Annotated in this window: 22 protein-coding genes and 2 pseudogenes; 18 read left to right on the forward strand and 6 right to left on the reverse strand. The window is 47.6% G+C overall.

Annotated elements, in window-relative coordinates:
* Positions 1-52 precede the first annotated feature (52 nt).
* On the reverse strand, positions 53-1,096 hold the full coding sequence (locus tag J7E85_RS02010; protein WP_215154437.1) for a glycine-rich domain-containing protein: 1,044 nt from the start codon (positions 1,094-1,096) through the stop codon (positions 53-55).
* Between the two features lie 223 nt (positions 1,097-1,319).
* Here J7E85_RS02010 and J7E85_RS02015 point away from each other — a divergent pair, with 223 nt between their 5' ends.
* From J7E85_RS02015 to J7E85_RS02025, 3 genes are all read left to right on the forward strand, one after another.
* On the forward strand, positions 1,320-1,523 hold the full coding sequence (locus J7E85_RS02015; protein WP_098746414.1) for a hypothetical protein: 204 nt from the start codon (positions 1,320-1,322) through the stop codon (positions 1,521-1,523).
* Positions 1,524-1,551: 28 nt separating this feature from the next.
* The gene (locus J7E85_RS02020) at positions 1,552-1,827 is read left to right on the forward strand and encodes a hypothetical protein (protein ID WP_071220365.1); all 276 of its coding nucleotides are present in this window, start codon (positions 1,552-1,554) and stop codon (positions 1,825-1,827) included.
* A 122-nt stretch (positions 1,828-1,949) separates the two neighbouring features.
* A complete protein-coding gene (locus J7E85_RS02025) occupies positions 1,950-2,576 on the forward strand; it encodes a DedA family protein (RefSeq protein ID WP_215154439.1) in 627 nt (208 codons plus the stop codon).
* Between the two features lie 18 nt (positions 2,577-2,594).
* On the opposite strand, the gene J7E85_RS02030 is transcribed toward J7E85_RS02025, so the two are convergent.
* Complete coding sequence (locus J7E85_RS02030; RefSeq protein WP_215154441.1) at positions 2,595-2,804, reverse strand: hypothetical protein; 210 nt, start codon at positions 2,802-2,804, stop codon at positions 2,595-2,597.
* A gap of 242 nt (positions 2,805-3,046) precedes the next feature.
* On the opposite strand from J7E85_RS02030, the gene J7E85_RS02035 reads away from it, so the two are divergent.
* The 7 genes from J7E85_RS02035 to J7E85_RS02065 all read left to right on the forward strand — a co-directional run bounded on the left by J7E85_RS02035 (position 3,047) and on the right by J7E85_RS02065 (position 9,957).
* Complete coding sequence (locus J7E85_RS02035; RefSeq protein ID WP_215154443.1) at positions 3,047-5,905, forward strand: Na+/H+ antiporter subunit A; 2,859 nt, start codon at positions 3,047-3,049, stop codon at positions 5,903-5,905.
* A 2-nt stretch (positions 5,906-5,907) separates the two neighbouring features.
* Entirely contained in the window at positions 5,908-6,246 is a 339-nt protein-coding gene (locus tag J7E85_RS02040; protein ID WP_071220369.1) for a Na(+)/H(+) antiporter subunit C, read from the forward strand.
* Positions 6,239-7,720 carry a Na+/H+ antiporter subunit D gene (locus tag J7E85_RS02045; RefSeq protein WP_215154445.1) on the forward strand — a complete coding sequence of 494 codons (1,482 nt, stop codon included), beginning with the start codon at positions 6,239-6,241 and terminating at the stop codon, positions 7,718-7,720. The genes J7E85_RS02040 and J7E85_RS02045 overlap by 8 nt, the downstream gene beginning before the upstream one ends.
* Before the next feature lie 5 nt (positions 7,721-7,725).
* The gene (locus J7E85_RS02050; RefSeq protein ID WP_215154447.1) at positions 7,726-8,205 is read left to right on the forward strand and encodes a Na+/H+ antiporter subunit E; all 480 of its coding nucleotides are present in this window, start codon (positions 7,726-7,728) and stop codon (positions 8,203-8,205) included.
* Entirely contained in the window at positions 8,202-8,495 is a 294-nt protein-coding gene (locus J7E85_RS02055) for a Na(+)/H(+) antiporter subunit F1 (protein WP_215154449.1), read from the forward strand. The genes J7E85_RS02050 and J7E85_RS02055 overlap by 4 nt, the downstream gene beginning before the upstream one ends.
* Positions 8,479-8,874, forward strand: coding sequence for a monovalent cation/H(+) antiporter subunit G (gene mnhG, locus J7E85_RS02060; RefSeq protein ID WP_098746405.1), 396 nt, complete (start codon positions 8,479-8,481; stop codon positions 8,872-8,874). The genes J7E85_RS02055 and mnhG overlap by 17 nt, the downstream gene beginning before the upstream one ends.
* Positions 8,875-9,075: 201 nt before the next feature.
* Positions 9,076-9,957, forward strand: coding sequence for a GNAT family N-acetyltransferase (locus J7E85_RS02065; RefSeq protein ID WP_215154451.1), 882 nt, complete (start codon positions 9,076-9,078; stop codon positions 9,955-9,957).
* A gap of 87 nt (positions 9,958-10,044) precedes the next feature.
* Here the strand turns inward: J7E85_RS02065 and J7E85_RS02070 are convergent, their stop codons facing one another.
* Positions 10,045-10,698 (reverse strand): TVP38/TMEM64 family protein, encoded by a 654-nt coding sequence (locus J7E85_RS02070; protein ID WP_076321944.1) that lies wholly within the window; start codon positions 10,696-10,698, stop codon positions 10,045-10,047.
* 188 nt (positions 10,699-10,886) lie between these two features.
* Entirely contained in the window at positions 10,887-11,072 is a 186-nt protein-coding gene (locus J7E85_RS02075) for a hypothetical protein (RefSeq protein WP_215154452.1), read from the reverse strand.
* 120 nt (positions 11,073-11,192) lie between these two features.
* On the opposite strand from J7E85_RS02075, the gene J7E85_RS02080 reads away from it, so the two are divergent.
* Both J7E85_RS02080 and J7E85_RS02085 read left to right on the forward strand, forming a co-directional pair.
* Positions 11,193-11,801, forward strand: coding sequence for a TetR/AcrR family transcriptional regulator (locus J7E85_RS02080; RefSeq protein ID WP_215154454.1), 609 nt, complete (start codon positions 11,193-11,195; stop codon positions 11,799-11,801).
* Between the two features lie 108 nt (positions 11,802-11,909).
* On the forward strand, positions 11,910-12,776 hold the full coding sequence (locus J7E85_RS02085) for a YitT family protein (RefSeq protein WP_076321941.1): 867 nt from the start codon (positions 11,910-11,912) through the stop codon (positions 12,774-12,776).
* 199 nt (positions 12,777-12,975) lie between these two features.
* On the opposite strand, the gene J7E85_RS02090 is transcribed toward J7E85_RS02085, so the two are convergent.
* Both J7E85_RS02090 and J7E85_RS02095 read right to left on the reverse strand, forming a co-directional pair.
* Entirely contained in the window at positions 12,976-13,188 is a 213-nt protein-coding gene (locus J7E85_RS02090; RefSeq protein WP_071220380.1) for a hypothetical protein, read from the reverse strand.
* 50 nt (positions 13,189-13,238) lie between these two features.
* Positions 13,239-13,811, reverse strand: coding sequence for a thymidine kinase (locus tag J7E85_RS02095; RefSeq protein WP_215154456.1), 573 nt, complete (start codon positions 13,809-13,811; stop codon positions 13,239-13,241).
* A 210-nt stretch (positions 13,812-14,021) separates the two neighbouring features.
* Between J7E85_RS02095 and J7E85_RS35060 the strand changes: the two are divergent.
* The 6 genes and pseudogenes from J7E85_RS35060 to J7E85_RS02125 form a co-directional block, all read left to right on the forward strand.
* Positions 14,022-14,105 (forward strand): annotated as a pseudogene (locus J7E85_RS35060) (ATP-binding cassette domain-containing protein); the annotation flags it as partial.
* 9 nt (positions 14,106-14,114) lie between these two features.
* A pseudogene (locus tag J7E85_RS02105) lies at positions 14,115-14,351 on the forward strand (nitrilotriacetate monooxygenase); the annotation flags it as partial.
* Positions 14,352-14,591: 240 nt separating this feature from the next.
* The gene (locus J7E85_RS02110) at positions 14,592-16,340 is read left to right on the forward strand and encodes an RNA polymerase sigma factor (protein ID WP_215154458.1); all 1,749 of its coding nucleotides are present in this window, start codon (positions 14,592-14,594) and stop codon (positions 16,338-16,340) included.
* A 199-nt stretch (positions 16,341-16,539) separates the two neighbouring features.
* The gene (locus J7E85_RS02115) at positions 16,540-17,448 is read left to right on the forward strand and encodes an EamA family transporter (RefSeq protein WP_251035369.1); all 909 of its coding nucleotides are present in this window, start codon (positions 16,540-16,542) and stop codon (positions 17,446-17,448) included.
* Positions 17,449-17,644: 196 nt separating this feature from the next.
* On the forward strand, positions 17,645-18,322 hold the full coding sequence (locus tag J7E85_RS02120; protein ID WP_353049452.1) for an MBL fold metallo-hydrolase: 678 nt from the start codon (positions 17,645-17,647) through the stop codon (positions 18,320-18,322).
* 373 nt (positions 18,323-18,695) lie between these two features.
* Positions 18,696-19,439 carry a GTP pyrophosphokinase gene (locus tag J7E85_RS02125; RefSeq protein WP_379404241.1) on the forward strand — a complete coding sequence of 248 codons (744 nt, stop codon included), beginning with the start codon at positions 18,696-18,698 and terminating at the stop codon, positions 19,437-19,439.
* Positions 19,440-19,819: the final 380 nt, after the last annotated feature.

Here is a 19,819-nt window from a genome sequence, read left to right on the forward strand (position 1 = left end):
CTGAAATCTCAGCATTATAAGTAGGCGCTCATGTTCATGTTAAGTTTGCAACTTAGCTGCTGCAGCCGCCGCCACAGCCACTCCCGCAAGAGGACCCACTGCTGCAGGATGAACCGCTGCTGCAAGAGGATCCAGATCCATCGCCTGATGACCCATCGCCCGAATCCGATCCGCCAGATCCGCATGCCGATGCGTACGTGCAGGAGGAGGTGCTGCTGTTTTTGTGAAGCTCACGATCATCAGGGATCATGTGGTCACCAAATTGTTCCGGTGCGTTCCAGGCAAAATAGACGGCCGCTGCCAGGAGCACATCGCTATTTCGGAAATTGACCAGCTGCTCTTGTCGATGCGGCTCCTCTTGGGCGGTTCGAACCCGATTCTGCAGATCCAGGATGATTGCATCGATGGCCGTACGCGCTGCAGGCATCTTCTCGTAGGTCCAGGCATTAAAGCGCTTCTGGCCATGATTCACGGTGAAATGGCGGGAAGTGTAGATCTCCAGCTCTTCACGCGGCAGCGGGACGCGAAAGAAAGCTCCCCATAGCTTGGCGCTGTATTCATGCCAACCGAATAATTGTACATATACCGTATCAAACCACGCACGTTCATTCGGAATAGGCACATGCTCGCTTCCGGTATTTGGAGCGTGGTGAAGCATTTTTCCAAGAAAGCGTTCCGAGAATTGTTGGTACTCGTATGTATACATCAACATTTCATGCCATACTTCATCCACGTCTTTGCTGAACATTGGGACACGATCCAGCACGGCGCACATGATGAAGAACCGTTTAAGCTCCTGCCATCTCCATTCATACTCCTGTTCAGACAGATTCGGATGCTCACTCATTACTCGTTGCTTCAGCATGCTCTGATAGGTGTAGGGCAGTGCAGCCTCCAATTTGCCGACAAGCTCACTCGCCGGGCTTCCTGCCTTGACGATCGGCGGCAGTTCAGGTATTTTCCCGCGTCGAAGCTTATTGCCATTAGGGAGTGACTGGCTGCTGTGTTTGCGCAACGAGCGTTTCACGAAAAAAGAAATAATCCATACATCCACCACAACGAATAGAATAATCAGTATCCAGGTTGTTGAATTCATACCGTGTTCCCCCTGTCTTTTTTGTGTTTGGAGGTGGGTTTATTCATTCTCTCCTGAGTAAATTATTGCAAATGTAACGAGGGTTGGCAATTGAAATTGAAAATCGATTATAACTTGAATATGAGGGCTTCTTTATGATACATTCCGTGTGTATCTAACGTTTTTTGATCATGCAGCTGTGATCTTGATGGGTGGCAATTACGTTTACTTTAGGAGCATACATATGTTAACAGGTTGGAAACTATCCGTAATAGGTATTATTATTGTAGGCATTACCGGCATCGTTGCGTCTATTACCGGTCTGATCGAGCCTGGCCGGGCGATTGCGCTCTTCGTTGTATTCGTACTATTTATCGGGGCGCTGGAGCTGCTGGAACGAATCAGGAGCCGAAGAAAGAAGAAGGGGGAAGTGCAATCTTCCAAATAAAAATGTAAAGACAGCAAGGAGGGAGCTTGTGAATTGGGTAGCCGTGCAGCCGTACTACAAAATCAACCGAGTCGTGGATGGTATCGAACAACGAACGGAAGAGCAGGGGCGGGAGATGTTCCTGTACGAGGATCGCATCGTAACGAAATACCGGGAGTTCCCCATCAAGCAGGTCTTTGACCTGTCGTATCGGCCGATGGGAGACGGCGGTGGTTTCTTATACTTGCACACCCAGCAAGGAGTGTATTCGTACACGGTGAAGGATGATCCGGGTTCGTTTATATCGGCATTTAAAAATCTCTAATGGCATGATCCATAATAAAACTGGTCTCAGGTCCAGTTCATATCCTCGCCTGCAGCACGTTTGCGAAAACTACGTTGTCATATAAGCTGATACTATTCTAGGGACGGATTAGGGGGGCAGGGGTGGATACGCTATTCAATTTTATAGAACAGATCGGGCACTACGCATTATTCGTCGTATTGTGCCTTGGATTGGTCGGTCTTCCTGTGCCTAATGAAGTCGTGGCAATGACAGGCGGAGCGTTAGCGGCATCCGAGATTTTAACGCCGTTTCCGTCTTTTATCATGACGTTTCTTGGTGTGTGCTCGGGATCGACGGTAGGTTACATGCTTAGTCGCTTTACCGCGAGCAAGCTGTTAAACCGCGCCCAGGAAAAGTCGAAAATCCGCCAGTTTCTTGATGTATCCGAACGGTTGACCCGCCAATACGGCAATTACGCCATATGCATTAGCGCTTTTTTGCCCATCTTGCGCAACGTGACGCCCTATGCGGTAGGAATGAAAGGGATGCCGTATCGCAGATTTGTGATGTATTCGTATTCCGCGTCCTTTGTATGGACCATCGGTTATTTCTCTTTAGGCATGTTTGTCGGAGATCAGGTCGTCGATCATATTGGAGCCTTGATTAACCGGTACGGTTATTATGCAGCAGGAATCGTCGTGGTGCTGGCCATCATTCTGATCATTTCGTGGGTGATTCGAAGAAATAAACGAAACAAGGAGAATAATGAAATTCAGTTTCACGGATAAATGCCGTATGTCTGTGAATTAAGGCTCATCCGGCAGAGGCTCGGGTGATGTTCGAATGATTTTTACGTATTCTCGGGGTAAGAACCATGGGGTTTCTTGAGTTTGATAAACCCTGGTTGACGTGTTTTCCTGCTGATAAGTGGGATGTGTACGAGTATTTGTTACGATGGCGGCTGCTAAAATAGCGAGAAAGATGAAAGCGCAAACAACCGCTTTTTTGATCAACATGGGAACCACTCCTTTATATACAGTGATTTCCTGATTGTCCCTTTTTCATTCCAACATACCCTTTGACAAAGTTTTGATCTCAAGATATACTGTTTTTCAGTGTGATTCGAAAAAATACCATATGGTTTTACCTGGAGGAGCCTGCCAACAGCGGGCTCTTTTTGTGTTTTTTTGGACTTATGCCTAAATAATGGGGAGATACTACTAATGAAGGAAAAATCGGACTATAGGAGGAGTAGACTTTGTCTTTGCTGCACATCGCCGTTATGGCACCTTTTATCGTAGCGCTTGTGGTTATGTTGACTTACAAGCTCATCGGCCGTGTTCACACCGGATGGGTGATTTTGCCGGTACCGGTTGTCCTGTTCGCCTATTTCTTGGGACTTATCCCAACCATTCAGGGAGGTGAACAGCTTCAAGCTGTCCTGGAATGGATTCCAAGCGTGGGAATAAACTTTACCGTTTATTTGGATGGATTAAGTTTAATTTTTGCACTATTAATATCTGGTATTGGTTCACTCGTTGTACTGTACTCCATCTTCTACATGGACAAGAACAAGGAAGCCGTTCATAGATTTTACATCTATCTGCTTCTGTTCATGGGCGCCATGCTTGGTGTTGTGCTCTCCGATAACCTGATGGTGCTGTACGGCTTCTGGGAACTGACAAGTATCTCGTCATTCCTGCTGATTGCATTCTGGCATCATCGCGACCGCTCCAGATACGGAGCTTTAAAATCCATGCTGATTACCGTGTTCGGCGGACTTGCCATGTTTGCAGGGTTTATTCTCCTTTTTATCATGACAGGCACCTTTAGCGTGCGGGAGATTGTAGCGAATGTGGGGAGCATTACGGGAGACGCGCTGTTTATTCCGGCCATGATTCTGATCCTGCTGGGAGCATTCACCAAATCCGCGCAGTTCCCGTTCCATATCTGGCTGCCGGATGCGATGGAAGCACCGACTCCAGTTAGTGCTTATCTGCACTCCGCTACGATGGTCAAGGCCGGAATCTATCTGGTGGCCCGTTTTAGTCCGGTGTTTGCCGGGCAAGCCTCCTGGTTCTGGATCATAACGATTACGGGCTTGACCACGCTGATCTACGCTTCGATCCGTGCGATCAAGCAGACGGACTTGAAAGCACTGCTGGCATTCTCCACCATCAGCCAATTGGGGCTGATCATGAGCTTGCTCGGTCTTGGCTCTGCCGCAGCTTATTATGGAGGCGGCGTGAACACGCTGCTCTATACGAAAGCAACGACAGCCGCCATCTTTCATCTGATGAACCATGCGATATTTAAGGGCGCTTTGTTTATGGTTGTTGGTATTGTGGACCATGAAACGGGCACCCGCGATCTGCGGAAACTCGGAGGTCTGATGTCGCTCATGCCAATCACGTTTACCGTGGCTGTCATTGGTGCATTTTCCATGGCCGGTCTGCCTCCATTTAACGGATTCCTGAGTAAAGAAATGTTCTTTACGGCGGTCCTTCAAGCGTCTCAGATGAATTTCTGGAATGCCGAGACCTGGGGTGTGCTGATACCGGTCGTTGCCTGGATCGCCAGCGTGTTTACGTTCCTGTACAGCATGATCCTGGTCTTCAAAACCTTCACCGGACGCTTTCAGCCTGAAAAACTGGAGAAGAAGCCGCACGAAGCACCGCTGGGGATGCTGATTCCCCCGGTTATTCTGGCATCGCTGGCCATCGTGTTCGGGCTGTTTCCGAATCTGCTGTCCCATGCACTCATTGAACCGGCGATGGCCGCCATTCATCCGGGGTTGCTCGCGGCAGAGGATCGTTTCCACGTGCATATCGAGATGTGGCACGGGTGGACAACGGAAATTTTCATGACCATCGGCATCATTGTTCTCGGTACCGTTCTGTATAAGCTTCACGGCAGAGCGCGTATCTTGAATACAACGCTTTTCAAGCGATTCACATTGAACAATCTGTATGACGGGGGATTGCGCGTCCTCGAAAGAGGCGGCAAGTCGTTGACCTCAACCTACATGACAGGTTCGCTCCGTCACTATGTGATCTATATCTTTGTGTTTTTTATAGCCGTGCTTGGCGGGGGGCTTCTGCTGGTCGATCATATTGGATTTGATATGACGGACTACGCACCGATGTCCTTCTATGAGGCCGTTGCCATCCTCGGTCTGGTCATCCCGGTCATTGCGCTTCCGTTCGTACGAACACGATTGATGGCGATTATATTAACCGGGGCTGCCGGTTATATGGTGACCTTGTTCTTCGTCCTGTTCCGGGCTCCGGATTTGGCGCTGACCCAGATGGTTGTCGAGACGGTTTCCGTCATGCTGTTCCTGCTCTGTTTCTATCATCTGCCGAAGCTGAAGCGGGAGAAGGTACCGATGAGCCTGAAGTGGAGGAATTTGCTCATTTCGGTAGGCGTCGGTGCTGTCGTGACCTTGATCGCATTGGCTGCGAGCAGCGGCAGAACCTTTGACTCCATTGCGGATTACTTCATTAAAGAAAGCTACCATTTGGCTGGCGGTAAAAATATCGTCAACGTCATTCTGGTGGACTTCCGTGGATTTGATACCCTGCTTGAAATTACGGTTCTCGGCATAGCATCCCTTGGGATTTATGCCTTGATTAAAATCGATTTAGGTGAAGGCATTTTGGGCGAACGGGATCGTTATGAAGGGGCATATCTCCCTAACAGCAATGATGTCATTCTGCGCACCATGTCCAAGGTGGTTATCTTTATCGTCGTAACCTTCTCATGGTTCCTATTCAACTCGGGACACCATGAGCCGGGCGGAGGATTTATCGGGGGGCTGATGACTTCAGCCGCACTGGTTCTGTTATCGATGGCTTTCGGCATGGATATGACCCGGAAGATCGTGCCGTTCGAATTCCGAAAGGTTACGGCTGCTGGACTTGCCATTGCACTCCTTACAGGGATCGGCTCCTTTGCTTTTGACGCACCGTTCTTAAGTCATTCCTTCGGTTACTTCAACCTGCCGTTGCTCGGGGAAACCGAGCTGGCTACTGCGGTTCTCTTCGACCTCGGCGTCTATTTAGCCGTCGTTGGCGTAACGATGACCATCATCAATTCGATTGGGAGGGATAACTGACCATGGAACTTTATATGTCGCTTGCCATCGGGATTATTTTTGCGGTTGGGATATACCAGATCTTATCCAAAAGCTTGCTGCGGATTATTCTCGGTACGTCACTGTTGACCCATGGCGTTCATCTGCTGCTGCTCACCATGTCGCGGCTGAAGACCGGTGCTGCTCCGCTGCTTGGCGAGAAGGCTTCATCCTACGTTGACCCCGTTCCGCAAGCGTTGATTCTGACATCCATTGTCATCAGCTTTGGCGTCACATCGTTCTTCTTCGTACTGGCGTATAAAGCGTATCAACGCTTGGGCACGGACAACATGGAGGAGCTAAGGGGGATGGATGATGAATAATGTAATTGTTCTTCCTCTCCTTATTCCGCTGGTTACAGCTGTTATTCTTATTTTCTGCTCCAAATATGTTCGTGTTCAGCGTTGGATCAGTGCGATTAGTATCGCAGTAAACCTGCTTGTGGCGTTGTTCATTGTAAGTCAGGTAAACAATGAGGGCATCCAGACGCTTCACATGGGTGGATGGCAGCCGCCGTATGGAATCGTATTTGTAGCCGACATGCTCGCGGCACTGCTGGTGCTTACGACGTTGATTGTCGCGGCTGCCTGTCTGTTCTATTCTTTCCGGAGCATCGGGGAAGAGAGAGAGAAGCATTACTTCTATGCTTTTTTCCAATTCTTGCTGGCTGGCGTGATCGGATCGTTCCTGACAGGGGATTTGTTTAACCTGTTTGTCTGTTTTGAGGTTATGCTGATCGCTTCCTACGCCTTGATCGTGCTGGGCGGCACCAAGCGCCAGCTGAGGGAGACCTTAAAGTACATGTTGATTAATATTATTTCATCCACCTTGTTTGTTGCAGCTGTCGCTTATTTATACGGCACAGTCGGAACGTTGAATATGGCGCATCTGTCTCTGCGCGTGGCCGAAGTTCAGCAGGATGGAATCTTGTCGGTCATCGGCCTTCTGTTCCTGATTGTATTTGCCTTGAAGGCCGGTTTGTTCCTGTTCTTCTGGTTGCCCGGTTCCTACAGTGCACCTCCGGCGGCAGTTACGGCTTTGTTCGGCGCGCTGCTTACGAAGGTTGGGTTATATGCGATTATCCGTACCTTTACGTTGATCTTCTATCACGATACCGGCGGCATCCACGCCGTCATCGGCTGGATGGCTGCGGCAACGATGATTCTGGGGAGTTTGGGCGCGGTTGCGTATAAGGATCTTGGACGAATCCTGAACTATAACATTATTATTAGCGTTGGCTTTATCGCCTTCGGCATAGCGACGGCATCGTCTGACTCCTTGAACGGAGCTGTATTCTACTTGATGCATGACATGATAGCAAAGGCGCTGCTCTTTATTCTGGGCGGTATCATCATCGCCAGTGCAGGCGCGAACAAGCTGAGCGATATGGGCGGGCTGATGAAGCGCCATCCTTTGGTGGGATGGATGTTCTTTATCGTTGCACTGGCTCTGGTCGGCATCCCGCCCCTTAGCGGCTTTCTTGGCAAAGTCCTCATCGTTCGCGGCGGATTGAGCGGAGGCCATTATGTGCTAACAGGACTGGCATTGGCATCAAGTTTGGCGGTATTGTATTCCTTGATCAAAGTGTTTATGGGGGCATTCTGGGGCGAATCACCTCGACTCCAAGAATCAAAACCGGTCAGAATCCACAAGACAGCTTATGCGGCAGCTATTGGGCTAACGGTTATGGTGATTGTCCTTGGGGTGGGTTCGGAGTGGATATATTCCTACACCTCTCAAGCAGGCGCCGTATTATCCGATCCATCACTATACATTAACGCTGTATTAAAGGAGTAGTGGATATGGGCCATCAAATTCTGTTAAATATCATCATTGCCGTTGTCTGGATGTTCCTGAACAATAATTGGTCCCCCCAGCAATTGATCATCGGCTATCTGATCGGAATCTTGCTGATTTATCTGTTGCGACGCTTCTGGCCGAACGATTTCTATTTGCGCAAGCTGTGGTCCATCATGCTGCTGCTGCTCTTGTTCCTAAGGGAGCTGTTAAAATCGAGTTTCACGGTAATTGGACAGATCCTAAGACCGAAGCTGAATGTTCGTCCAGGCATCTTCGCCTACTCAACCGAGCTGAAATCCGACTGGGAGATTACGGTGTTATCGTGCCTGATCTGCTTGACGCCAGGAACGCTTACCCTGGAGGTGTCTCGCGATGGTCAGACACTGTATATTCATGCGATGGATATTGAAGATGTCGAAGAGCTGTCGAATCAGATCCGCGATACCTTCGAACGCGCGATCAAGGAGGTGACCCGCACATGATTCATAGCATCCTGATTGCCTCTCTGGTGATTTTGTCGCTGGCTATACTGGGCTGCTTGTACCGATTAATCAAGGGACCTTCCATGAACGACCGGATCATGTCGCTGGATACGATTGGAATTCTACTGTTGTCCATGATCGCTGTTCTGTGCATGCTGTTCCGGACAACTGTCTATTTCGATATCATTCTGCTAATCGGGATACTGACGTTTATCGGAACAACTGCGCTTGCCAGATATATCGAGAGGGGTGATGTCATTGAACGCACAAACGATGAGTCAGATCGGTGAGTTTTTGATCGCGCTGATGGTGCTGCTCGGAGCTTTACTTGGTGCCTTGAGTGCATTTGGCCTTATTCGTCTGCCGGATGTTTATATGAGGTCTCATGCAGCAACGAAAAGTGCTACGCTAGGCGTCCTCTTGATTCTTGCAGGTGCATTTCTGTATTTCACCTTCTACCTGGAGCATGTCAGTGCAAAACTGCTGCTGGGAATTGTATTCGTATTTATTACGGGGCCGGTAGCGGGTCACTTGAATGGGAGGGCGGCGTATCGATCAGGCGTATCCATGTGGGAGAACAGCGTCCACGATGACCTCAAGCCTGAACTCAAGCGCGAACGTGAACGGATGCGCGCTTCCCAGAAAGGGGAGCGCTCCGAGAAGGGATAACCGAACAGGGAGTCCCACACTGACATATTGACGAATGACAAGATGGGCTTTCCATGAACTTGGGAGGCCCATTTTTTTGTTAAAACTTGGTCAGTGGGCATCACCATATGGTAGAATTGACCAAAACATATTCGAAAAGCTTGGCAATGAACGTTAGCTGTAACACTTCTAGCAGAATATGAACAAGGAGCACATTTACAGATGATTTTAGAGCAAGCTGATATGAAACTTAGAGAGTTATCTTCCTTTCTTGCAAGATTAAATGGGATTCGTCATCATCATGTCGGATATTGCGGTGAACAGGAAGGCGAGATTTACAGCACACTTCAGGCGGAATTCACGGAGAAAGGCGAACTGAGCAGTCAAAAATTCACCGTCATATATGATCAAGATCAAATTGTGGGGGCATTGGGATTCGATGTTGATGAAGAAGAACGGTCCGCTGAATTATGGGGACCTTTTATCGACGCGGAAGGTGAGCAATGGAATCGGTTGGCGGAGCAGCTATGGGATGCAGGGACCTCGAAGCTGGAAGGCTGCGTAAATCGTTATTACGGATTTTATAACGTGGATCATCAATCCGCTGCACGCTTTATGGAAGACAAAGGGGGGAGAAAGTCAGGAGAGCATCATGTTCTACGACTCCGAAAGTCTGCTCTATTAACGGATGGCCTTTCGGGACTCCAGGATTTCACACCCGAGTATGCGGATGAATTTGCGAAGCTGCATGGTACGAACTTCCCTAATACATATCTCAGCGCTCAGGATATTATGCAGCAGCTGGACGAAGATCACCGACTCTTTATGCTTACGGAACAAGGAGAGCTCGTTGGCTATGTTTATGTGGAAGGTGAACCCGAATTCAAGGAAGGCAGCATTGAATACATCGCAGTATCCGAAAATTTCCGGGGGAAGGGCTATGGCCGGGCACTTCTTGACCAAGCGCTTCATTATCTGTTCCATATCGTACAGCTGGAGGACATCTCGTTATGCGTGGACCAGAGAAATGAAGGCGCGATCCAGCTGTATCAACGTGCGGGGTTCGAGGCGGTACATAAACTGGCGGCTTACGTATTGGAGTAAGATGGGTTTGTCCCGCATCTAAGCATGTCTACTATAACAAGACCCGCCAGTCCCGGTTGCAACGGATGGGCGGGTCTTGTTATGGATTTAACGCTTTGTCTTTTTGTTGCTTATCACGATACTTCCCGGCTGATCTTCGTGATGGTAACGTTTTTCCATCTTTTTGCCGGTTAACCACAGCAGCCATAGGACAACGACTGCGATTAGAATACGCCAGGGCTGTGTTATAAACGCTTGCCAGTCATGTCCGATAAAAGCGACCATGAAGATCATTACGGATTTACCCGCCATAACAGCTATCGTAAATGTCGTAGCCGATACCGTACTGATGCCGGATGCAATATTGATCAGCGAGGAAGGCGTGAAGGGGAAGCAGTACAGGATAAAGATCGGCGTAAAGCCTTTTTCTTCGATCCAATGGAAAAAACGCTGGGATCCCGGCATTCTTTTTTGAATAAGCAATCCCAGCTTGCCGCCCAGCTTGCGAACGATCCAAAACACGGTAATGGATCCAAGGCAAACGCCGATCCAGGACAGTAAGAATCCCCACCATAAACCGTAGGCTGCGGAGTTCCCCATTACAAGGACGATAAGGGGCAGTATGGGCAGAAACGCCTCTATAAATGGAAGCAAAATACCAGGAATGGGACCTAGCTGTGAATACTGCTCAAGCCATCCCTGTACTTGATCCATGTCAATTTCCTTTATATGGGTCCATAAATTCTGAAGCCATTCCAACATGATGAGTAAATCCTCTCCCTGCCTAGGGTAAAATTATGTATTTTCTGGTCGATCTCGGATGGAATATATTATAGCATAACGGAAACCAATATTATAAATTGCAGGTATTGGACCGGATGGATGAACACAAATAAAGCTCAAACTCCCCGTAAGCAGCGGTGAGTTTGAGCTTTAACCGTTAACGGTTGTTACCCAGAATGGGTGGGCAGCGAAGCTTTCTTGGTTTCTGGATATGAATTCGGAGGAAGATCCGGCTCGACCCCATTCCAATCGATTCGATTCTTGCTCCGCAGTGACCACACGACCAAGAGAATAATTCCGATGATGACCGAACCGATCGTGACCATATAATTGCCCCATATTGGTTCTACCAAGGTGTTCCATAGAGAGAACCTATTTTTACGAGAGTGGGCATTAAAGAAGCAAACCAAAGACGCTGAAATGTTGTTTATAGTACGTTGTATTAAAAAAAACCGGGAGTGTATAATGGGGTTATGCCGAAAATTGTAGATCATGATAAACAAAGACAACGGGTCGCTGAGGCTGCCCTGCGGGTGATTCAGAGGGGTGGACTCGAAAAAGCGACGGTGCGCAATATCGCGGAAGAGGCTGGATTATCCGTAGGTTCGCTGAGGCACTATTTTACCAGCCAGGCTGAGCTGTTGACTTTCTGTATGAAGCTTATTATCGAACGGATTGAAGAACGTTTTTCTTCACTATCCTTGAACGGACCCGTGTTTGAGGATGTAAAGCAAGTGTTGATGCAATTTCTGCCGATGGATGAGGATAGGACGATGGAAATGGAGGTGTGGATGTCGTTTGTTGCCAAAGCGTTAGTCTATCCCGAGTTAAGAATAATGACTGATCATATGTACGATGGTTTAACCAAGGCGTGCCATTATGTGGTGGATACGCTGGTTGCCCATAAGCTGGCTAAATCGGAGTTGGATCTTGAATATGAGAAGGAACGAATATACGCATTGGTGGATGGGTTAGCGATACACCATATCATGAGGCCGCAGCAGCTCGCCACAGAAAAGATCGAGAGGATTATCGATCAGCATCTGCGTTCTTTATGTCTGGATGACAAGGCAATGGCCTAAAAGACCCATGTCACTTTGCGTGTCAACATTGACATGTCATTCCTTTTTTTAATACAATGGTTCTTCGACAGGCACTTCGTGTGAAAAAAGATACAAAAGGAGAATGGCATGGTCAAAAAACACAAAAATCTGACAGTCGGCGAAATTCTGAAACGGTTCATCTTTATCACCATCGGTGCAATTCTGATGGCTGTGGCGCTTGAAATATTCCTGGTGCCCAACGAAATTATCGACGGTGGTATTACCGGTATTTCCATCGTATTATCATCGATTACGCCCATCAATCTGGGGGTGTTCCTATTTATTATCAACTTACCGTTTCTGTTCATCGGTTACAAGCAGATCGGTAAAACGTTTGCATTTTCCACATTATACGGGATTGTGGTATTGTCAGTGGCGACAACCTTCCTGCATCATGTAGACCCGTTTACGAACGAGAAAATTTTAGCGGTGCTGTTCGGTGGTTTGGTTCTGGGGCTGGGGGTAGGTCTTGTCATCCGTTATGGCGGAGCGCTCGACGGTACGGAGATCGTTGCTATCCTGCTGTCCAAAAAGCTGCGGATGCCGGTCGGACAAATCATCATGATTATCAACGTGTTTATTTTTATTACGGCAGGGTTTGTATTTGGTGCAGATTCGGCCATGTATTCGATCTTCTCATACTACATAGCGGCAAAAGTGATGGATATAGTGGTAGAGGGCTTGGACGAGTCCAAATCCGTTACGATTATATCCAATGAATACGAAGAAATTTCAAATGCCATCATGCAGCGTCTGGGCCGCAGCACGACCATGATCTATGCCAAGGGCGGGTATTCCAAAGAGGATACGCAGATGATTTATTGCGTCATCACCCGGCTGGAGATTGCGAAGCTGAAGACGGTCGTGCAGGAAATTGATAAGAACGCATTTATTTCGATTCAAAATGTCGCGGATGTGCTGGGTGGGAGCATGGCGAAGTCTGATATTCACTAGGGTACAAGCGATGCTCTTATTGTAATAGGTTGATTAACGAACAGCGGTTTTTTGCAGATCGTTCTGCAGAAGGCCGCTGTTTTTTGTGGCCGCTATATGCGGCTCTCTCCCTGAGATAAAGAAGGATTGCCTGAGGCCCTGACAGATCTTCGTAGAAGAGGTCTATCATGAATCACTCAGGCAATCCATCTATCATTTCTCATTTCCGTACTTCAAAAAATTCGCATTCATCCCGCTTATGATAGCCGAGCGAGCTGACGCTGGATTGCGTAATGACGGTTTCGTCAGTGAAGCGGATGACGAGACTGCCGGAATCAATCAGATGATTATCCTTGAAGATGCGTATACGGATCTGCTGCTCCATCACTTCCTGAAAATCCTGGTCGGTTAATAGCGGTCTGACTATCGGCATGGGTCATCCTACTCCTTACGTTTGAATGGTGGACTGCTTGTGAAAACGTCCTATGATAAAGGGGGATTGGTATGACATTTGCGGCAAACAGGGAAGTAGGTATCATTCCCTCCGATCAGAATCTGCTCGCCGGCATACACGGGCTTACCGTCAATGACGCGAAGGTTCATGATCGCTTTGCGCTCGCAGAACCAGCAGATCGTCTTCATTTCCTCGATTTTATCAGCGTAAATCAGCATCCAGCGGCTGCCTTCAAACAGCTCGTTGCGAAAATCATTCTTCAACCCGAAGCCCATGACAGGCACATTAAGCTCATCTACAATCCGTACGAGCTGCAGGATGCTGTCCTTGGACAGGAACTGGCACTCGTCAACAAGAACGCAGTATGGCTTAGGCTGATGATCCTTCACGATCCCGTAGATGTCGGTCGTATCGGATACAGGTATCGCTTCTCGGCGCAGGCCGATTCGTGAGGATACATAACCAACGGCATCCCGGTCATCGATAGCGGACGTAAAGAGGAGCACCGGTTTGTTCTGTTCTTCGTAGTTATGGGCAACTTTCAAAATTTCGATGGACTTACCACTGTTCATGGAGCCGTACTTAAAAAATAATTGAGCCATGCTTTCGTTCCCTTCCTATAAATGCAATGTTGCTTCTTCGCGTTTAGTTGTGCAAAATTCTTACAATATAAGATATGACATGCAGATTATATTGTCGCATTATTAGGCATCTTTTGTCCATTGCCTGTAAGGACTATATTCTGACATATATGACTTGGGGTAAATAAAATTTTTTAAGCCCCAACGGGGAATGTTACCGCGCTGAAAGGCATTGATTTGCGGGTTCGAAAGGGAGAATTCATTACGTTAATCGGACCGAGCGGCTGCGGCAAGAGCACCCTGCTGAAAATCGTTGCCGGCCTGGACATGATGCAGGATTGGTTTGAAGGTTATGCCTGCGACGGATTTAATATCATGCCCCCGGTTCTGCCGGGTGATCTGGATGATTTCGTGAATACGGTTATACCAGTGCTGCAAGAACGAGGCTTGTTCCGTACTGAATATAGCGGAACGACACTAAGGGAGCACCTGGGCCTAACACGTCCTGAACCCGGACATTTTCGCCGGGAGGTTCACCAGGGAGCCGCGGATGTAATCTAAGCGAGCCATGTTGTTAAAAAAACGTTTCGAGTGACCGAGGTTTAGGGGTCATCTTGGAACGTTTTTTATGTACTATAAAATTCAAGTGGCGGCTGGTTGCATTTGATTTCGCTTGCGTTCTTAGCATAATGCACCAGGGTTAAACAAAAAAAGGTATAATATTTCTCAATTACTTTGTCAGAAAAAACGAACTTCTCTGGTCATATAAGTAGTCAACGATACGAAAGAGGGTTTGAGCAATTGGAAACGACAGCAGACAGCAGGGTCCAGTGGGATGAGATGGAAGATCAGGAGTTGGTGAAATATGCGCAGGCAGGGGAGCGGGAAGCATTCGGGGAGCTTGTTCGGCGTCATCGGTCCAAGGTTTATGGCTATGCCAGAGCTATAACCCGGGAGTCCTACCTGGCAGAGGACGTTGTACAGGATGCACTAATCCGTGCGTTCATGCATCTGGGGAAACTGGTCGATGCCCGGCGGTTCTTGCCGTGGGTGCAGCGGATCGTCCGGAATCAGGCCTATACCCGCCTTAAGGGAAGCCCTGCGATGAAAGAGCAGACATTCACCGAGCTTGAAGGCAGGGGAAGAGCTGATGGTGCCGGGAGTTCAGATCAGTGGAACAATCTGGACAGTATTCTGGGCAGGCTCCGTCATTCTGCAACCGAAGCTGCCGCTGGATTCCACGTTCCGGAGGAACGGATCGTCCAGCAAGAGACGCTGCGCTTTTTAACGGACATCATTCAATGTCTGAAGCCACGCGAACGGCTTATTTTCGAATCCCATTTTTTCGATCAGCTGTCTCCGCAAGAAATTGCTAACTTGTTTCAGCTCTCTTCGGCCAATGTGTATCAGATTATTTCGAGATCACGGAAGAAAGTGATCCAAGAAAAAATCCGCGTCACCGTTGACTCTTATATTAAGATGAGAAGGGACTTGGGAATTATGAAAAAGAAGATTCTGCCTTATGAAGGACCGTTGAAAGAAATCAAAACTTGGACAACCGCTGCGGATGCCACGTATAAAATGCTTCAATTTACAGATCGGAAGTTATCCCTGCCGATGGTCATGGGGCTTACAGGTCATGCATTCCGGATCAACATCATCCCGGATGAAGTTCACATTGCAGGTCCAACGGCGTATTTTTTTGGTGAAGTATTATCTCGGGGCCTTCATAATATCGGCTTCCATTCCAAGTTTGTAGATGGCATGTCGGACGGCGTTGGCACCAATGCCAATCTGCTGGATCCAACCGCTTTGGAGAAGAGCGCCATGAGCAAGCGCAGCATTCATCAGGAGCTGCCAAGGGCCCTTGATCTGATTCATGCTTCACTAGACCGGGGATACCCTGTGCTGGCTTGGGATATATTCTTCCCGGAATTTGGTACACTGTATGGTTACGACGATGAAACGAGAACTCTCTATGGGGAAGTATGCGGCAGAGTGGATACGCTGCCCTACGAAAATCTCGGCAGAAGCGTGATGGAAGATCTATTTGTTCTGGCTATTGAGGGCTCCGTTGATTTAACGCTTCAGCAGCAGCTTCGACTTGCGCTTGAAACCGCCATCGAGCAATATGAGGGGAAAGAAAGCGTGGTGCCGACGGCAGTGAAGGGGATTGCGGCATATGATGCTTGGGTTAAATCGCTGCAGGGGCGGAAGATAGAACCGAACGGTCATGCTTACAACATCGAGGTATTAAGAGATGCCCGGTATTACGCTGCTGAGTTCTTCAAGGAACTGATTGCAGCTTGGCCGGATGCGAATAAGGAAGGATCGGAGCTCACGCAGCAGTTCAAGGAAGCCAGCGTGTTATATACAGGAATGTGTGAGCAGTTCAATGTCCTGCATCAGATGTTCCCATTCCCGGTGGGCGGAGAGCCTAATTCGGAGGATCAAGCAACGAAGGCCATATCGCTGGTAGAGGATATTAAAGCTCTGGAGATCGAAGCGGTTGCTAAATTGAGAGAGATCTTTGCAAAGTTGTCATCATAAATGGTGGTTAGTAATGAACGTGGTTTGGTATACGGGCAAGCGGTTGGATTTAAACTTATCCCATTTGGTATTTACAATGTTGAGGTTTTGTCTTAAGATAAGACCATAATTCAATATCAAACAGAGTTAACCCCACTTTTTACTGTTTTCTGGTCTCCAAAACAGTGAAAAGCGGGGTTTTTTTGTTGTGGAGGGAGAGTTGAAATTGTTACATGTATTAAAAAATTCATTCTACGTATTTCTGGGAGCTTGCTGTTTCGGTATTCTGTCAACGGTTGTAAAGCTTGCTTACCAGGAAGGGTTCCTATTTCAGGAGGTTATGATCAGCCAATTCGGGACAGGTTGGCTCATTCTGCTGTTGCTGATGCTGTTTTTTGGACGTCAAAAGGTCACGGGCAAGCAATTCCTAAGGCTAGCTGGGGTTGGGTTATGTACATGTCTTACAGGCGTCACGTATTACCTTGCCCTTCAGAGCATTCCAGCATCGATTGCCGTCGTTCTTCTATTTCAATTCACCTGGATCGGCGTCATTATCGAAGCCATTGTGAAACGGCAATGGCCGGATAAATCCACCATCATCTCCGTATTCATCCTGTTTGTCGGGACGATTATGGCTGGGGGGATTTTGGGTGCAGGCGAGCTTCAATTGAATTGGAAAGGGACTTTATTGGGGCTGACTGCGGCCTTGATGATGGCTTTGTTTGTCTTCTTCAGCGGCCGGGTCGAGACGCAGATGTCACCGATTACCCGGAGCTTCTACACCTCAACGGGTGGTCTGATTCTGCTGACGATCCTGTTCACGCCGAAAGTGTACACGGAGATATCCCTGTTTGACAACGGGTTATGGCTGTTCGGCTTAATCCTAGGCGTATTCGGCGTTGTTTTGCCCGTACTGTTATTCGCACTGGGCGCACCCAAAATCAGCACAGGACTGGCAACCATCCTTGGGGCCGGAGAGCTGCCCGTCGCTGTTATCGCTTCGGTGCTGGTGCTGAGCGAGCAGGTGACTGCGCTGCAATGGATCGGGGTTATCGTGATCCTGCTGGGCATTGCGTATCCGCAGATGGCGGCGCAGAAGCGGGGCAGGGTGCCAGCGGTACAAAGATGAGATTCAGAAGAAGATAATAGCCTGGAAAAGTGTTTTTATAGCATGGCATTCCTGACGGTCTTTCTTCTCATGTACTTTCCTTCTAGGAACTGCGTTGGTTAGCGAGTGGTGATCGAATCTGCGTCAAGCTATTCTTACATAGTTTACAAAAAAGTATCGATATACTAATATATGGGTAATAAATGGCTAGGGAGGAATCATGAAAAATTACGAAGTGTTTGCCCTGCGAACGGTTTCGCAACCCTATATTAATTATAGTTATATTGTATTTGATAAGGGCAGCCACGCCGCCATCCTAATCGATCCTTCATGGGAACTCGATACTATCCTAGCCAAGCTAAACGATTTAAACGCAGATGTGAGAGGGATTATGTTAACCCATTCCCATTACGATCATATAAACTTGACGTCAGTGTTAACTGAGATTTATGAATGTGATGTATTCATGTCGAGTGTGGAAATTGAAGAGTATGGATTCAACTGCCCCAATTTGATAGGTTTATCCGATGAAGAGACCATCCAGTTTGGGGAGACGATCGTGACGTGCATGTTGACACCCGGGCATACTTCGGGAAGTATGTGTTTTTTGCTTGAGGACTGTATGTTTACGGGAGATACACTATTTATTGAAGGCTGCGGAGGATGCAATTTCAAGGGCGGATCCGCTGAGGCGATGTTTGATAGCATTCAAAAAATCAAATCATTTGCGTCACCTGAAATGCGCGTATTTCCTGGGCATTCCTATGGAACCCCACCCGGCCAAATAATAAGGAAGTTATACGATCAGAACATCTACTTTCAATTGGATTCGCTCAAGCATTTTGTCAATTTCAGAATGAGGCCAAATCAAGAGGGAATATTTAATTTTCGATAAAATGGGAGTGAATGAAAGTGGGGAAATCCATCGTGAATGGATGTCGAAACCATGAGTATTTTGCGATTGCCCGAGAAATAATACCACGTTCATGAAATTTATAGGATAATAAAATACGAGCATAAACGCCTTGCAAGATATGGTTTATACAACGATATCAAGCGCTACGAAGCTGGCATATGATAAAAGACGTTGTAACCTTCTGGTTGCAGCGTCTTTTTGACGTCATTGCACTAAAGTTGCAGTCGCACCTCAAAATCAACTACTATTTAAAGAGGGAACAGAACTTCTAGAATGTTAGCAGCGTGTTTTGTTTTTATTTACTACTCGAGTCATCACGGCTCTGAATCACACAATCGAAAGGAAGTATCCCATGAATTCTATGCAAATCGAACAGCTCAAAATCATTCGGAACGAAATTACCCGATTTATGATGAAATACAAATTCGCCTTAGATGAGATCGAAACCAAAATGGAAATATTAAAAGAGGAGTTCCAGGCTCTTCATGATTATAGTCCGATCGAACATACGAAGTCCCGCCTGAAATCGCCGGAGAGCATCATGAAGAAGCTGCTCCGAAAAGGCGGAAACATATCTCTCAGTTCCATCGAAGACAACATTAAAGACATCGCTGGTCTAAGAATCACCTGCTCCTTCATTACCGACATTTACAAAATCAGCGACATGCTGCAGAAGCAGAGCGACTTAACGGTCCTGAACGTCAAAGATTATATCAAGAATCCGAAGCCAAACGGATACCAAAGCCTGCATCTGTTAGTCGAAGTGCCTGTTTTTTTCTCCGACCGGGTGGAGAAGGTATGCGTTGAAGTTCAAATTCGGACCATTGCGATGGATTTCTGGGCGAGTCTGGAGCATAAAATTTTCTACAAATATAATAAGTCGGTTCCCCAGCATCTGCTGGAAGAGCTTAAGAAGGCTGCGGATACGGCTAACGCGCTGGACCGTCAGATGGAGCAATTGCACCACGAAGTACAGGCCATTAAGGATTCGGAAAGCAATGATTCGCTGTTGGAGGAACTGAAGAGCATACAGATCAATAACCGCAAGTATGAGCTTCCGGCCGGATTGCTTGAAGTGTTGACCGAGGATAATTAAAGTTCTGGCAGGGGCGTGAAAAAGAAAAGCTTCACCTGTTTCATCAGCCGTACACCGGGTATATATATCCTAAGTGGGAAGTGGAAACACATCAACACCAGACGGATAATAAGACGTTAAGTCGGAATTACCGAAAGGATTTGATACCCATGTACAGCATAACGAGGAATAAGGACGACACTACCTGAATTATTCCAAAGTACACCTTAAGCAATGGAACGATTGCGTTAGAATAGAAATAACCGCTTCCCACGAAAAAACTCTGCGAGTGATCTCGCGGAGTTTTTTTTGCTGTCGACAACTATCCTTGCATGACCCTGAATCTGCACGTGCACAAAGGGAATAGGATGCATGATGTACAAATTGTGTTCCTGTTCCTG

Source organism: Paenibacillus sp. ISL-20, assembly GCF_018613005.1.
GTDB lineage: Bacteria > Bacillota > Bacilli > Paenibacillales > Paenibacillaceae > Paenibacillus_AQ.